General features: G+C 64.2%; 13 protein-coding genes. 3 read left to right on the forward strand and 10 right to left on the reverse strand.

Features of this window, described 5'->3' with window-relative positions; all coding sequences use genetic code 11:
• Positions 1-99 precede the first annotated feature (99 nt).
• Positions 100-309, reverse strand: a complete 210-nt coding sequence (locus tag MJ643_RS15070; RefSeq protein WP_003254922.1) for a cold-shock protein — start codon at positions 307-309, stop codon at positions 100-102.
• 328 nt (positions 310-637) lie between these two features.
• Between MJ643_RS15070 and dcd the strand changes: the two genes are divergently transcribed.
• Positions 638-1,204, forward strand: coding sequence for a dCTP deaminase (gene dcd, locus MJ643_RS15075; RefSeq protein WP_003258001.1), 567 nt, complete (start codon positions 638-640; stop codon positions 1,202-1,204).
• Between the two features lie 93 nt (positions 1,205-1,297).
• Positions 1,298-1,525 (forward strand): hypothetical protein, encoded by a 228-nt coding sequence (locus tag MJ643_RS15080; RefSeq protein WP_003254918.1) that lies wholly within the window; start codon positions 1,298-1,300, stop codon positions 1,523-1,525.
• Positions 1,526-1,534: 9 nt separating this feature from the next.
• On the opposite strand, the gene pdeM is transcribed toward MJ643_RS15080, so the two are convergent.
• The 7 genes from pdeM to MJ643_RS15115 form a co-directional block, all read right to left on the reverse strand.
• Positions 1,535-2,188: a ligase-associated DNA damage response endonuclease PdeM gene (gene pdeM, locus MJ643_RS15085; RefSeq protein WP_208209431.1), complete on the reverse strand. Its 654-nt coding sequence runs from the start codon at positions 2,186-2,188 to the stop codon at positions 1,535-1,537.
• The gene (locus tag MJ643_RS15090) at positions 2,185-4,638 is read right to left on the reverse strand and encodes a ligase-associated DNA damage response DEXH box helicase (protein WP_208209432.1); all 2,454 of its coding nucleotides are present in this window, start codon (positions 4,636-4,638) and stop codon (positions 2,185-2,187) included. Before MJ643_RS15090 ends, pdeM begins: the two co-directional genes overlap by 4 nt.
• Before the next feature lie 67 nt (positions 4,639-4,705).
• Positions 4,706-5,821 (reverse strand): succinylglutamate desuccinylase/aspartoacylase family protein, encoded by a 1,116-nt coding sequence (locus tag MJ643_RS15095; protein ID WP_013973944.1) that lies wholly within the window; start codon positions 5,819-5,821, stop codon positions 4,706-4,708.
• A 223-nt stretch (positions 5,822-6,044) separates the two neighbouring features.
• Positions 6,045-7,703 (reverse strand): ATP-dependent DNA ligase, encoded by a 1,659-nt coding sequence (locus MJ643_RS15100; RefSeq protein ID WP_208209433.1) that lies wholly within the window; start codon positions 7,701-7,703, stop codon positions 6,045-6,047.
• On the reverse strand, positions 7,700-8,716 hold the full coding sequence (locus MJ643_RS15105; protein ID WP_023660940.1) for a ligase-associated DNA damage response exonuclease: 1,017 nt from the start codon (positions 8,714-8,716) through the stop codon (positions 7,700-7,702). The genes MJ643_RS15100 and MJ643_RS15105 overlap by 4 nt, the downstream gene beginning before the upstream one ends.
• Positions 8,717-8,822: 106 nt before the next feature.
• Positions 8,823-11,264, reverse strand: a complete 2,442-nt coding sequence (locus tag MJ643_RS15110) for a penicillin acylase family protein (protein WP_196184551.1) — start codon at positions 11,262-11,264, stop codon at positions 8,823-8,825.
• Positions 11,265-11,367: 103 nt separating this feature from the next.
• Complete coding sequence (locus MJ643_RS15115; RefSeq protein ID WP_196184552.1) at positions 11,368-12,708, reverse strand: PLP-dependent aminotransferase family protein; 1,341 nt, start codon at positions 12,706-12,708, stop codon at positions 11,368-11,370.
• Positions 12,709-12,862: 154 nt separating this feature from the next.
• Between MJ643_RS15115 and MJ643_RS15120 the strand changes: the two genes are divergently transcribed.
• Positions 12,863-14,059 carry an MFS transporter gene (locus MJ643_RS15120; RefSeq protein WP_208209434.1) on the forward strand — a complete coding sequence of 399 codons (1,197 nt, stop codon included), beginning with the start codon at positions 12,863-12,865 and terminating at the stop codon, positions 14,057-14,059.
• 54 nt (positions 14,060-14,113) lie between these two features.
• Here MJ643_RS15120 and MJ643_RS15125 read toward each other — a convergent pair whose 3' ends face one another.
• Both MJ643_RS15125 and MJ643_RS15130 read right to left on the reverse strand, forming a co-directional pair.
• Positions 14,114-14,311: an SEC-C metal-binding domain-containing protein gene (locus MJ643_RS15125; RefSeq protein ID WP_003258907.1), complete on the reverse strand. Its 198-nt coding sequence runs from the start codon at positions 14,309-14,311 to the stop codon at positions 14,114-14,116.
• 7 nt (positions 14,312-14,318) lie between these two features.
• Positions 14,319-14,804 (reverse strand): LEA type 2 family protein, encoded by a 486-nt coding sequence (locus tag MJ643_RS15130; RefSeq protein ID WP_208209435.1) that lies wholly within the window; start codon positions 14,802-14,804, stop codon positions 14,319-14,321.
• Between the last annotated feature and the right edge of the window lies 1 nt (position 14,805).

Genomic DNA, 14,805 nt, shown 5'->3' on the forward strand with positions numbered 1-14,805 from the left:
GCGGGTTTACCCGCGAAGAGGCTGACTCGGTCTTTCGACCAGGCATAAAAAAACCCGCCGGAAGGCGGGTTTTTTGAAAGCTAGGAAGCTTCGATCGACTTAGGCGATCTGAACTTCTTCAGCCTGCATGCCTTTCTGGCCGCGGGTAGCGACGAAAGTAACAGCCTGGCCTTCTTTCAGGGTTTTGAAGCCGTCAGCTTGGATGGCTTTGAAGTGCACGAACAGGTCGTCGCCCGACTGAGGGGTGATGAAGCCGTAGCCTTTCTCATCGTTGAACCACTTAACAACACCGGATTGACGGTTGGACATTTTTCTGTCTCCTTGGACAATTTGATAACGGTCAGGAAAAACCCTGGCCGGGACTGAGCGCAAAGAGAGCAGAAAATTCAGCGATGGGCCGATCAGGATCGTGCATCAAACTAGAGATTCTCGGTGTCACGTGCAGCACAGTGGCGCCACCTTACCCCACTTTCCGCAACCTGCCAATGGTCAGAAGGCGCTTTACGCAAATTCGGATCGACGGCGGCTGAAGCCCCCGCCCGGCGCGGGATGAGGCATGGAACTTTAACCTGGGCGCCGGGACCGGTAAGATGCGCGTCTCGAATTTTCACCTCGCAACTCTTCAGGACACCCCGCCATGAGCATCAAATCGGACAAGTGGATTCGCCGCATGGCGCAGGAACACGGCATGATCGAACCGTTCGTCGAGCGCCAGGTGCGCGGCGAACAGGACAGCCGGGTGATCTCCTTCGGCGTCTCCAGCTACGGCTACGACGTGCGCTGCGCCGACGAATTCAAGGTGTTTACCAACATCAACTCGGCCACCGTCGACCCGAAGAACTTCGATGCAGGCAGTTTCGTCGACATCAAGAGCGACGTGTGCATCATCCCGCCGAACTCCTTCGCCCTGGCGCGTACCGTCGAGTATTTCCGCATTCCGCGTGATGTGTTGACCATCTGCCTGGGCAAGAGCACCTACGCCCGTTGCGGCATCATCGTCAATGTCACCCCGCTCGAGCCCGAGTGGGAAGGCCATGTGACACTGGAGTTCTCCAATACCACCACGCTGCCGGCGAAGATCTACGCCAACGAAGGTGTGGCCCAGATGCTGTTCCTGCAGTCCGACGAAGAATGCGAAGTGTCGTACAAGGACCGTGGCGGCAAGTACCAAGGCCAGCGCGGCGTCACCCTGCCGCGTACCTGAGCCGACAAGCGCGGGGAATTCCCCGCGCCTTTGGCACTCCAACTGGATAACGCCGGTACGCATGACGCGTAGCGGCCTTGCCAGGAGCAGCCAATGAAACTCCACCCCGCAATCAGTGCCAAGCTGGCAGGCCTGCAGCCCAACCACGTCGGGTTGCTACCATGGTCACTGCTGGCACACCCGCTGCCGATGCAGGCGGGGGGCGTGCCCCACCAGCCTGACCCGGATACCCCGCAACCCCCGGAGCCCGGTGAAACACCACCCATGGAGCCGGGCGAACCGACCCTGCCGGACGAGCCTCCACCGGCACCTGTAGCCTGAGTGATCCGGCTAGAGCGGCCAGACGCGGTCTGCACCGGTCAGGAACACCCGGCTGGCGCCCGTGGGGGCAATTTCCCAACCCCCGGTAAATTCACCGAACGCCGGCAGCAGGCTGACCTGTCCATCGATCAGGAAGCAGGGCAATCGCAGGCGTTGCCGAGCCTTGCCGCGCAGGACGAATACCGGGTGTACGTGCCCTGCCAACACCGGTTGGGTCGGGTGGGGGCGGGGTTCGTGCTGTAGCGCAAAGGGTTCCAACAGCCAGGGTTCGCTCACGACTTCGATACCGAGTGACGCGGGCGGGTCACCGGCGTTTAGATCGTGATTGCCGCGGATCAGCACGATTTTCAGGGTTCTGTGGCGCTCTCGCCAGGCCTGCAGCGTTGCCAAAGTTGCCGGTGCCTGCGCTGCGCGCGCATGCAGAAAATCGCCAAGAATGATCAGTTGCTCGCAATCATGCCTTGCCAGCAATGCATCCAGGCGGGCGAGTGTCGCCTCGGTAGTGCCGCGCGGTACCGGTTGGTGCAAGGCGCGATAGCTTGCTGCCTTGCCGATGTGCAGGTCGGCCACCAGCAGGGCATGACGGGCTGGCCAGTAAATGGCCTTGTCCGAAAGCAGCCAGAGCACTTGGCCATGGTGTTCGATGGGTAGAAGGTTGGTCATTCCGTAGCGTCCGCCGCACTGTTCAGCTCCGCGACCATCCTCGCAATCCGGTCCGCCAGTCTCTCGGTGCTCAACGTTTCGCGCATGCCTTCCACCAGCAAGGCAAATGCCAACGGTCCGGGCCGCTTGAGTGGTCGCAGTTCCAGCTGTAACTGCCCCATCTTCAGCAATTGCCGGTGCAACCGCTCGATCTCCAGCTCCTCATTCAGCACCTCGTCCCTTGCCTGGGCCAGCAGCAGGTTGCCGGTGTCATGCTTGCGAAATACCTCATAGAACAAGCCGCTGGAGGCCTGGATCTGCCTTAGGCTTTTCTGCGCCGCCGGATACCCGCCAAACACCAACCCGGCAATCTGTGCGATCTCGCGAAAACGACGCAACGCCATTTCTCCTGCGTTGAGGCTGGCCAGTACATCATCCAGCAGGTGTTCGGTACCAAGTGCCTGCGGAAGGTGTGTGGTCCAGTCCACGTTGCCCGGGCTGAGCAGTTCGAACCCGTAGTCATTGACCGCAATCGAAACCGAAAGCGGCTGCACGCGGCTCACCCGCCAGGCGATCAGGTTGGCCAGGCCAAGGTTGGCCATGCGCCCGGCGAACGGATACAGGAACAGGTGCCAACCCTGGCGCGACTTGAAGGTTTCTGCCAGTAGCGTTTCGGGGGTGGGCAGCGCCGACCATTGCGCCTGCAAGGCCAGCAGGGGGCGTACTGCTCGCATCTCCGGGCTTTGAAAGCGCCCTTGGGATGCTGCGCCGAGCTGCTCGACCAGTGCGTCGGCCAGTTCGCTGGAGAGCGGCATGCGGCCACCATTCCAGCGTGCAACCGCTGCCTTGCGCGCGGTACTGCGGCGTACGTAGGCCGTCATGTTTTCCACGCGCACCAGTTCCAGCACTCGCCCGGCGAACACCAAGGTGTCGCCAGGGCGCAAACGGGCAATGAACGCCTCTTCGACGCTGCCCAGCGCCTTGCCCCCACCACCCTTGCTCCAGTACTTGAGCTGCAGGCTGGCGTCGCTGACGATGGTACCGATACTCATGCGGTGGCGACGTGCCAAACGTTCGCTGGCAACCTTGTACGTGCCGTCGGGCTGGCGCTCGACGCGCTGGTAGTCTGGGTAGGCGCTGAGTGAGCTGCCGCCATGGCAGACGAAGTCCAGCGCCCATTGCCACTGGCTGTCACGCAATTCGCTGAAGGCCCAGGTACTGCGCACTTCGGCCAGCAACTGCTGCGGGTGAAAGCCGCTGCCCAAAGCCATGCTTACCAAGTGTTGCACCAGCACGTCCATGCACAAGCGCGGCGAATGCCGGGCTTCGATGTGCCCGGCTGCCAGCGCGTGCCTGGCGGCGGCTGCTTCCACCAGTTCCAGGCTGTGGGTGGGCACCAGAGTAACCCGGGAGCGCCGCCCGGGCGCATGGCCGGAGCGCCCGGCCCGTTGCACGAGGCGGGCAATGCCCTTGGCGGAACCGATCTGCAGTACTCGCTCCACGGGCAGGAAGTCCACCCCCAGGTCCAGGCTGGAGGTGCAGATCACTGCCTTCAGGTTGCCTTGCTTGAGGCTGCGCTCGACCCAGTCACGGGTATCGCGGGCTAGTGAGGCATGGTGCAAGGCAATCAGCCCGGCCCACTCGGGGCGTACCTCGAGCAGGGCCTGGTACCAGAGTTCGGCCTGCGCCCGAGTGTTGGTGAAGACAAGGCAACTAGTGCTGGCATCTATCTCCCGGTTGACCTGATCGAGCATCTTCAAACCCATGTGCCCGGCCCAGGGGAAGCGCTCGATGGCCGTTGGCAGCAGGGTATCGACCTGCAACTGCTTGTCCTGTCGGCCTTGTACCAGCAGGCCGCCTTGTGGCAGCAATACGTCCAGCGCATGTTGGAGATTGCCGAGGGTCGCGGACAGGCCCCACGTCGGCAGGCTCGGGTGCCAGTGGCGCAGGCGGGCCAAAGCCAGTTGCAGTTGTACCCCACGCTTGTTGCCCAGTAGTTCGTGCCATTCGTCCACCACTACCAGGCGCAGTGTGGCGAAGTCTTCGCGAGCTTGTGCCCGGGTCAACAGCAGCGTAAGGCTTTCAGGGGTAGTGACCAGTACGCTGGGCAGGCGCCGTGCTTGCCGGGCACGTTCGGCACTGCCGGTGTCGCCGCTGCGAATGCCCACGCTCCAGGGCAGGCCCAGGTCGTCCAGCGGCATTTGCAGTGCGCGGGCGGTGTCGGCGGCCAAGGCTCGCATGGGGGTAACCCACACCACCTGCAAGGGTGCAGCATGACGCCCTTGGGCTTCGGCCTTGAAGGCCCTCAGTGCGGCGAGCCATACCGCGTAGGTCTTGCCGGCACCGGTACTGGCATGCAGCAAGCCGGATTCGCCCCGTTCCACGGCGGCCCAGACACGGCGCTGGAAAGCGAAAGGCTTCCAGCCACGCTTGGCGAACCAGGCCTTGGCGAGGTCGGTGGCGGCGGGCATGGGGCATAGGGTCCTTCGGTGGCTGTGTTTCTACAGACAACCAGCCAGGCGCAATGGTTTTACCGGATCAGTTTGCCAGCAGATAGCCGCTGCGGCACACCTGCTCGCCTGCGACGTGGGCGATGACCATGCCTGCGGTAGCCATGCGCCGTACGTTACGTGCATACAGCAGGCCGGGCTGGCTGTTGCGGATGGCCGTCACCCGGTCGCTGAGCGGGTCGATGACTTCAGCGATCAACTGGCCCGCCTCCAGGTGCTGGCCTGGCCGGGCGTGGTACACCAGCAACCCGCCCAGTGGCGTTATCACCGGTTCTACTGCGGCCAGCGGCGTGGCCGGGCAGCGCAAGGCGGGCAGGGCCGGGCTTGCGCCTTCGATGACCCCCGCATGGGTAAGGAAGTCGAGGATCGCCTGGCAGTCCTTGCTGGCCAGGTCGTGGCTGACATCGGCCTGGCCGCGCAGCTCGACGGTGACCGAGCAGCAGCCCAGCGGAATCGGGAACCGTTTGCCGAAGCGTTGCTGCAACTGCCACCAGACCAGGCTGAAGCATTCATCGAACGACTGCCCGCCAGAGTCGGTGGCAAGCAGGCTGGCTTGGGCACCCAGGTAGCGGGCCAGAGGTTCGATCTGCGGCCAGGCGTCTGGCGTGGTGTACAGGTGCTCGACCGCCTCGAAGTCGCAGTGCAGGTCCAGCACCATGTCGGCATCGCAGGCAAGGCGCTGCAATATCAGGCGTTGGGCCTGCAGCGGTGTGCGCGCCGGGTGTGCGTCCAGCCCCCGCCGCAGGTATTCGCGGATCAGCGCGAGGTTGTGTGCCGGGTCTTCGGTCAGGTGTTCTTCGATCTGGTCGCCGATGCTGTCGGAAAGATCGACGAAGTTACGGTTGAAGTTCTCGCCGCTTTGCAGTTCGAAACGCCCCAGCGGCGCGTCCAGCAGCACCTGTTCCAGGCCGACCGGGTTGGCCACCGGCACCAGGATGATCTCGCGCTGCAGGCGGCCTTGCTGTTCCAGTTCACCCAGGCGGCGCTTGAGGTGCCAGGCCACCAGCATGCCGGGCAGCTCGTCGGCATGCAGCGAGGCCTGGATATAGACTTTGCCGCCACCGCGAGGTCCGAAGTGGAAGCTGTGCAACTGGCGGGTGATGCCCGGAACGGGCGAGAGCAGGTCGTGAGTTGAATGGTGCATGGTGGTCCTGGGTGCGTGGCGAAAACGGTCTGCGACACGGGGCGGCACACAGATAGAAGCACAGTTTTTGGCCTTGCGCCTGCATCGGTGCCCTCCTGGCCACCGCGCTGGCTTCTTCGCGGGTAAACCCGCTCCCACAGGGATCGCACAAAACTCAGCTTTTGTGCATGACCTGTGGGAGCGGGTTTACCCGCGAAGAAGCCAGCACGGTCCAGAAATTGTTTCAGGCCAGCAGCGCCTGCAATGTAGCCAGGTCATCCGCTTCTTCCACTGGCTTGTCCAGCCGCCAGCGCAGCATCCGCGGAAAGCGCACGGCGATGCCGCTCTTGTGCCTCCTGGACAGGGCGATGCCCTCGAAGCCCAACTCGAACACCAGCGTCGGCGTCACGCTGCGCACCGGCCCGAAGGTTTCAACGGTGGTCTTGCGGATGATGGCGTCGACCTTGCGCATTTCTTCGTCACTGAGCCCTGAATAGGCCTTGGCAAAGGGGACCAGTGCCCGACCCGGCGTACCGGCTGGCGCGTCCCACACGGCGAAGGTGTAGTCGCTGTACAAGCTGGCCCGCCGGCCGTGGCCGCGCTGAGCATAGATCAGCACGGCATCGACGCTGAACGGGTCGATCTTCCACTTCCACCAGGTGCCCATGTCCTTGGTGCGCCCCACGCCATACAACGCCTCTCGCTGTTTCAGCATCAGCCCTTCCACCCCCAGGCTGCGGGACTGTTCGCGCTGGCGGGCAAGGTCGGTCCAGTCCTGGCCTTCGAGCAGAGGCGAGAGCAATACCGGGGCCAATGGGTGCTGCTCAAGTACCTGCTCCAGCTGCTGGCGGCGTGCATGCTGCGGCCGGCTGCGCCAGTCCTCGCCTTGCCATTCCAGAAGGTCGTAGGCCTGCAGCACGACCGGTGCGTTGCTCAGCAGCTTCTTGCCCAAGGTATTGCGTCCCAGGCGCTGCTGCAACAGGGCAAATGGCTGCACAGCCAGCTCAGCCGCTGAGCCACCAGGTTTCCAAACCAGGATCTCGCCATCGAGCACGACACCGTCGGGTAGCGTCTGCGCCAGGCTGTGCAATTCGGGGAAGCGTTCGGTGACCAGTTCCTCACCGCGCGACCAGACCCACAGCTGGCCTTCGCGCTTGACCACCTGGGCACGAATGCCGTCCCATTTCCACTCGATTTGCCATTCGCTCGGCGGCCCGAGCAGTGTATCTAGCTGTTCGGTTGATACCTGCAGGGGGTGGGCCAGGAAAAACGGGTAGGGCTGGCCGCCACGCAAGCTATGTTCATCGTCTGATTCCGGGGCTATCAGCCGTTGATAGCTGGCTGCCGTCGGGCGGTGGCTGATGTCGGTGTAGCCAACCAGGCGCTGGGCCACGCGTTTGGCATCCAGCCCGGCCAGTTGCGCGAGGGCGCGAGTGACCAACAGCTTCGATACGCCCACGCGAAAGCTGCCAGTGATGAGTTTCAGGCAAAGCATCAGGCTGGGGCGGTCCAGCTGGGCCCAAAGAGGCGGCAGGCGTTGCTGGATCTCCTCGACTGGCAGGCCGCGCAATGGCAGCAGATGGGCTTCGACCCAGCGGGCGAGGCCGTCGCCGCCGGGGTGGTGGCTTTCCGGAACCAGCAGGGAAATGGTTTCGGCCAGGTCGCCAACGGCCTGGTAGCACTCCTCGAAAAGCCAGTCAGGCAGCCCCGCCAACCTGCCGGCCAGCTCCCGCAGCACGCGTGTAGGCACCAGTTGGCGAGGGCGGCCACCTGCCAGGAAGTACACCGCCCAGGCGGCATCCCCAGCCGGGGCGGTGCTGAAATATTCGCGTAGCGCCGTGAGCTTTGCAGTGCTGGAGGTAGTCGCATCCAGCCTCAGGTACAGCTCGGCGAATGCTTTCATGCGTCTGGCTCCGCGGCTACCACGTCATCTTCCTCGCCGTACTCGGTCACGAAGGCGCGGGCATCGAGGCCCTGTTCGATGAGGTAGCGCACCAGCACATTGACCGAGCCATGGGTGACCATCACGCGTTCTGCGCCAGTCTGGCCGATGGCCCAGAGCAACCCCGGCCAATCGGCATGGTCCGAGAGCACGAAGCCTCGGTCTACCCCGCGCCGGCGGCGGGTGCCGCGCAACAGCATCCAGCCACTGGCAAAGGCATCGCTGTAGTCACCGAAACGGCGCATCCAGCTGCTGCCACCCGCCGAAGGCGGTGCCAGGACCAGAGCCTGGCGCAGCAGCGGGTCGTTGCGAGGGATATCGCCGACATAGCGCGTTTGCGGAAGGTAGACGCCAGCGTCCCGGTAAACCCGGTTGAGCGGTTCGACAGCGCCATGCACGAGGACTGGGCCAATGTTGGCGTCCAGCCCATGGAGGATTCGCTGGGCCTTGCCGAAGGCATAGCAGAACAGCACGCTGGCTTTGCCCTGTTCGCAATTGGCGCGCCACCAGGTATTGATGCCGGTGAAGATCTCGCCCTGGCTGGGCCAACGGTAGATGGGCAGGCCGAAGGTCGATTCGGTGATGAACGTGTGGCAGCGCACCGGTTCGAACGGCGTGCAGGTGCCGTCGGGCTCCACTTTGTAGTCGCCGGAGGCGACCCAGACCTCGCCCTGGTACTCCAGGCGCACTTGCGCCGAGCCCAGTACATGCCCGGCTGGGTGCAGGCTCAGGGTTACGCCATGGTGCAGCAGGCGTTCGCCGTACGGCAGGGTTTGCAGGTCGATGTCCTGGCCCAGGCGGCTGCGCAGGATGCCGGCGCCTGGGGCGGCGGTGAGGTAATGGCGGTTGCCGACGCGGGCATGGTCGCCGTGGCCGTGGGTGATGACGGCACGCTCCACTGGTCGCCAGGGGTCGATGTAGAAATCACCGGGCGGACAGTACAGGCCTTCGGGGCGGGCGATGACGAGGTCCATGGCATGGGCGCTGGCTTGGAGTTACCAGTTAGGAACCATGGTAGATGCGGGAAGTTCGACTGGAGATGGTTGGGGCTCAAAGTGGCCCCAACAAAGGCGCCATTGTTTATTTCCCAGGCACCAACGTCAAACGCTGGTTGCCATAAGCTCGCCCGAAGTTCTGCTGCTGCAGTGGCAGGCTCATGAAGCGCCCTTGGAACCAGGCATCCAGCCCATCGCTGTAATGCGTGCTGGCCGGGTTGCCGGACTGCCCGCTGCTGGTCAGCACCTGCAACGGCTCGGCCTGGCCGAAGTCGACGATCATCCGTGCCGAGGCCGGCAGGCGGGTGTCGAATTCGCTGCCCCAGGCATATGGCGTCAGGGCCAGGGTAGTGAAGTCGCCACCGGCAGCCAGCGGCGGGCGACCGAGGGCATCGCCCAGGCCATGGTAGGCCGGTGCAGGCCAGCGGTACTGGTGCAGCTTGCCCCACTGCCAGGCGCGGCGGTCGGCGCCCAGTTGCGCGATGCCGGCATCCACCGCGCCCGCCAGGCTGCGGGCGAGAATGGCCGGCTTGTCTTCTTTCTGCGGGGTGCTGCGGTCATCCCAGAACGGGCTGTCGTCGCGGCCCAGCAGGTGGTCAGCCTGCGCCGAGAACGACAACCGCGCATTGCTGACGAAAGCCTGCCAGGCCGGGCCGGATTCCGGGCCCAGGTCGTCGAGGAAGGTTTGCCGGGCCACTTCCTGGAGGAACAGTTCGTACAGTGCGGCATCGGCCGACACCGGGCTCAGGCGGCCATCGAAGGCCTTGAGCCGGGCCAGCGCGTCGCGGGCATTGTCGCGCTGTGCGGCGGGCAGGGCGTCGATCGCCTGCTTGAGCGGCTGGGCCATGCCCGGGGCGTCGAACATCTGCTTGAGCTTGTCGGCCAGCAGGGTGGTCTGGTCGTTCTGCAGGGCCATCAGGCTGCGGCTGTCGTGGCGGCCATTGCCGGCCAGCTGGGCCAGGCGCTCGGCGCGCTCGGGGTAGTACCAGGTGCTGGACAGCTGCATGCCATAGCCACGCGGCAGGCTGCGCTGGTTGGCGTGGCCGATCCAGCCCGCGGGTGGGTCCTGGTCGTAAGGGTGCAGCATCGGGTCGGCATAGCCGTCCCAGTCGTAGCGCCCGTCCCAGCCCGGCGACGGCAGCAGGCCCTGGCCTTCGCGACGGTTGGGGTAGCGGCCACTGACTTGCCAGCCGATGTGCTCAGGTTCGGCGAAGACGAAGTTGAGGGCGGCGGCGGTCACTTCACGGGTGCTGTCGAAGGCACGCTCCACGCTCTTGGCACGGGTCAGGTCGAACAGCGCATCCAGGCTGCGGTCGCCCTTGAACTGTGGCAGGTTCAGCGCCAGGCCCAGGCTGGCATTGCCTGGCTGGGCCAGCAGGGTGCCGTGGCGGGTGTCGTACAACACCTCGCGCAGCGGGCGCTGGCCGCGGACGAAGAAGGTTTCGCTACGGGCGCGGGCCGGCAGCCATTTGCCGTCGGCCAGGTAGCTCAGCTGGCTGCCCTGGTGGCGCAGTTGCTCCAGGTACAGGTCCTGGTTGTCGGCCATGACCGCGCTGCTGCTCCAGGCCAGCTTGCCGTTGTAGCCGGCCAGCACGATCGGCAGGCCGGGCAACGACAGGCCGGCGACCTGGTACTTGCCGGTGTGGATCTGTACCGGGCTCAGGGCCCAGGCGGCTCGGCTGTCGCTGGCCAGCAGGCTCTTGCCGCTGCGGCTGCGCTGCGGCGCCAGGGCCAGGTTGGCCGAGCCCGGGCTCCCCAGTAGGTCAAGGTCGGCCAGCTTCTGGCTGGCGGCTGCCAGGGCTGGCAGCCCCGGCAACTGGCTGGCCAGGTTCAGGCCCTTGAGCTTGTCCACTTCGGCTTCGGCCAACGGCTCGTCCGGGGCTCCGGGCAGCAGCCAGGCCAGCTTGTCGCTACCGGCTTTCTGCGCCAGGGTCAGGGCGCTCAGTTCTTCCTGCAGGTTCACTGACTGGCTGAACGCATACAGGCTGAAGATCAGTGCCGAGTCTTCGGGCTTCCAGTATTCGGGGCGGTAGCCACTGCTGGCCAGGCCGGCGGGCAGCTTGTCGCGGTAGCGGAACAGGTAGGCGTTGACCCCGCGTGCATACACTTCGAAGAAGCGCTTGAGCCGTGGCGAGGCGTCGGCGTACTGCTGGGTGGCGCTCTGCTTGAGGTTGGCCGCGCGCATCAAACGGTCGATGTCCAGCGCGTCGCTGCCGGCCAGTTCTGCCAGGCGGCCCTGGGCCAGCAGGCGCATGGCGACCATCTGCTCGATGCGGTCGCCGGCATGCACATAGCCCAGGCTGAACAGGGCGTCATGGAAGCTGCTGCTTTCGATCAGTGGTGCGCCCATTGCGTTGCGACGTACCGAGACGTTCTGCGCCAGGCCCTTGAGTGGCTGCACACCGCTGGTCGGCGGCACGCTGTCCTGGTAGCCGCCCGTCTGGCAGCCGGCCAGCACGAGCATGCCGAGCAGCGTGGCAGCGGTTGCGAACCGCGGGCGGAATGGAGGAAAGGCGGGGGCGGCCATGACAAGGGCTCCTGCAAGGCGTGGCGGGTTTCGAAAGGCGTTAAGGTAGTGAGCGCGCAGGCGCCGTGCAAGGTCCCTGGGCGCTTTATTTGCCAGTGCCGACTCAAACCTTGAAATGTTCGGCCACGGCGTCGGAAAAGTGCGTGCAATTGATGCGAGCAAGGCGTTGATAGTCACGGCTGACGGCGAAGGCAGAGCCTGGCATCAATAGCACCTTGTGCTGTTCCAGGCGATGCATGAAGGGCTTCAGGTCGGCCAGTTCGGGGTGGTAGACCCACAGGAACATGCCACCTTGGGGCGTTATGTCGAATTGCCAGCCACGCGCCCGCAACAACTGCTGGGTCTGCGCCTGCTGCCGGATCAGGCGCTGCTGCAGGTCTTGCATGTGCCGGGCATAGGTGCCATCGGACAAAATGGTGTTGACGAAGCGCTCGCAAAACGCCGGTACCGCCACGCAGGTCAGCAGCTTCAGGCGTGTCAGCGGCTCCATCAGCTCTGCCGAGCAGGCGATGTAGCCCACGCGCAATGAGGCGGACAGGCATTTCGAGAAGCTGCCGATGTAGATGACCCGCTCAAGGTCGTCCAGTTCGGCAAAGGTCTGGCGCACACCCGGGCTGAAGTCGCCGTAGACATCGTCCTCGACCACGAAGAAGTCGTGTTCCACCGCCAGGCGCAGGACGCTGAAGGCATTGCGCGGGCTGATGTTGCCGCCGGTCGGGTTGTGGAAGGTGCTGTTGCAGAAGAATGCCTTGACCTTGTGCCTGGCCAGGTGCTCCTTCATGTCTTCCACGCTCGGTCCGTCCTGGGTTCGGCGCACCCCGACCACATGGCCGCCGGCCAACTGGATCAGTTTGATCAGGTTGCCATTGCCGGGCTCGTCGACGAACACGTGATCGCCTGGCTTGATCAACAACCGCGCCACCAGGTCCAGCGCTTGTGTGGCGCCCAGCGTAGTCAGCAACTGACTTGGCCGGGCATCGACACGGGTCAGGCGTTTCAGGTGCACGCACAACTGCTTGCGCATGGGCAGGTAGCCCTGGATGTCGCCATATTCTGCCAGCGAACTCTGCTCCAGGCGTGCCGTACGCCGAATTGCCCTGGCCAGCAGCTCGGTGTCTCGCCAGGCGGGTGGCAGCCAGCCGCTGCCCAGTTTAGTGTAGTGCTGGCCCCCCTGCAGCAACTTGAACAGCGGGTCGTCGGCCATGCCTGCGGGCGTATCCACTGTGCCGGTTTGCCGTGTGTGGCTGGCGACGAAGTAGCCGCGGCCAGGAATGGCGGTCAACACACCTTCGCTTACCAATCGGGCATAGCTGGAGACGACATCGTGGTAGCTGCAGCCAACCGCCGCCGTCAGCTTGCGGATGGACGGCATGCGCTGGCCAGGCAGCCATTCGCCGGCTTCGAGGCGCTGTTTCAACTGGTCATGAAGGCTGTGCGGGCGCATGGCGGGTCCAGCAGCTGTTAGAAAAAACAGCCTAACAGTTAACCGGAAAGCGCGTCGACTGTTCGAGCTTCAGGGCGCGGCAGGTGCCACCATGCACCTGTCGGCATCTTTCCAATGCCGAATTCCACCCGTCCACCAACCGTGAGCACACGCCATGTCGAGCCCCCTTCCACGGCGCACGTACCTGTATTTCACCGCGCAATCGATCAACCTGACGACTGCGGTCATGTCCGTGACCATGGCGGCCATTGTCGGGGCGGCGCTGGCGCCTGCCGCCACATGGTCCACTGTGCCCTATGGGTTCCAGTTCCTCTGCCTGATGCTGGCTACCTATCCGGTCTCCAGGCTGATGAGCCGCATTGGCCGCAAGCGCGCCTTCATGTTGGGCTCGGTCCCTTTGGCGGTGTCTGGCATCAGTGGTTACCTGGCGGTGCAGTACCAGCACTTCCCGACGCTGGTGATCAGCCATTCGGCATTGGGCATCTACATTGCGTTTGCCAACTTCAATCGCTTCGCGGCCACCGACAATCTGGCCCAGAACCTGAAGCCCAAGGCGCTTTCCCTGGTGGTGGCTGGTGGGGTGATCGCTGCCATGGTCGGGCCGGCGCTCACCGAGTGGCTGAGGGACGTTGGTGGGTATCCGCTGTTTTCGCTGTGCTACGCCGCTTTTGTCGGCCTGGCGGTGATGTCGTTGCTGACAGCGGCCTGCCTGCCCGGCGATACCGGCACCGCCAGTAACGACCGTGCAGCGAAACCGGCTGGCACGACCGCCGAGCCGCTGAGCCCGGTGGTTGCCGTGGCCATGGCCGTGGCCGCGCTGGGTTACGGGATCATGAATTTGCTGATGATCCAGGCGTCCATGCACATGAAACACATGCATGAGGACTTTTCCGACGTTCGCCTGGCGATTCAATGGCATGTGATTGCCATGTTTGCGCCGTCGTTCTTCACCGGCGCCATCATCCAAAAGCTCGGCATCAGGGCCACCATCTGTCTTGGCCTGTGCCTGCTGATCGGTTGCACGGCCATGAACATGTGGTCGCACAGCTACGCGATGATGACCTTGTCACTAATAGCCTTGGGCCTGGGTTGGAACCTGACCTACGTGGGCGGTGGGGCGCTGTTGGCGCAGACGCTGCAAAACAGCCCGGCAGCGATGCAGATGCAAGGGAAGAACGATCTGGCCATTGCGGTGTTCGCGACCGTTGGTGCATTCAGCCCATCGCTGTTGCTGGGTACGGTCGGCTGGGATGGCACCAATGCCATTTGCATGGCCCTATGCATCGTGCTGCTCATGGCCACCGCAGGGTTGCTGCAGCGCAAGGTTTCAGGGCCTGCCAGGGCCAGTTAGACCCCGGCTACCCTCTGCGCGGCCCGCAGCAGGGACGCGCGAGTGCTGTTCAGGTCAGGCGCCGTGGCACTTCTTGAACTTCTTCTGGCTGCCGCACGGGCACGGGTCGTTACGGCCAACGTCCTTCAGGGCGTTGCGTACCGGCTCCTGGTGGCCGTGGTTGCAGTGCGGGCCGTGTACATGGCCATGATCGTGGTGGTGATCATGATCGTGGTTGCAGTCAGGGCCATGAACGTGGGGTTGCTGGGACATTGCAGGGTCACTCCGGTTTGTAATCGCCGGGGATTATCTCACCACTGCGCGACAAGTGCAGGTCCCGATGGATGAGCAACCCGGTCGCCAGCTCGCCCTGCAGGCTGTAATGCAGTGGTTGTTCGCTTTTCAGCAGCTTGGCCAGCGGTTTCAGGTGCTGCCACAGGTTGGTCCGTGCGGTGATCTTGAAAGTACGCCGGGCATGCCCGCCGACACTGCGCCACACGCTGGTTTCATCCTGCACCAGCAACAGGTCGTTGAGGCGTATGGCATACGACAGGTTGCGGATGAACAGGCGGCTGTCATTGGGGTTGTCGATTCGCAGATGCAGCACGAACTCCTGCTCCAGCAACCTTGCCTTGACCGTCTCCACCTCGACCAGGTGCACCTCGGGTTCGCGCCAGTCGTCACCGCCCCAGCTGGCGCAGCCCGCGAGCAGTGCAAACCATGCCATCAGGGTGGCGAGTAGCAGCGGGCGGGTGCGGGCGATCATG

This window comes from Pseudomonas sp. PNPG3 (genome assembly GCF_023093815.1).
GTDB classification, from domain to species: domain Bacteria; phylum Pseudomonadota; class Gammaproteobacteria; order Pseudomonadales; family Pseudomonadaceae; genus Aquipseudomonas; species Aquipseudomonas asiatica.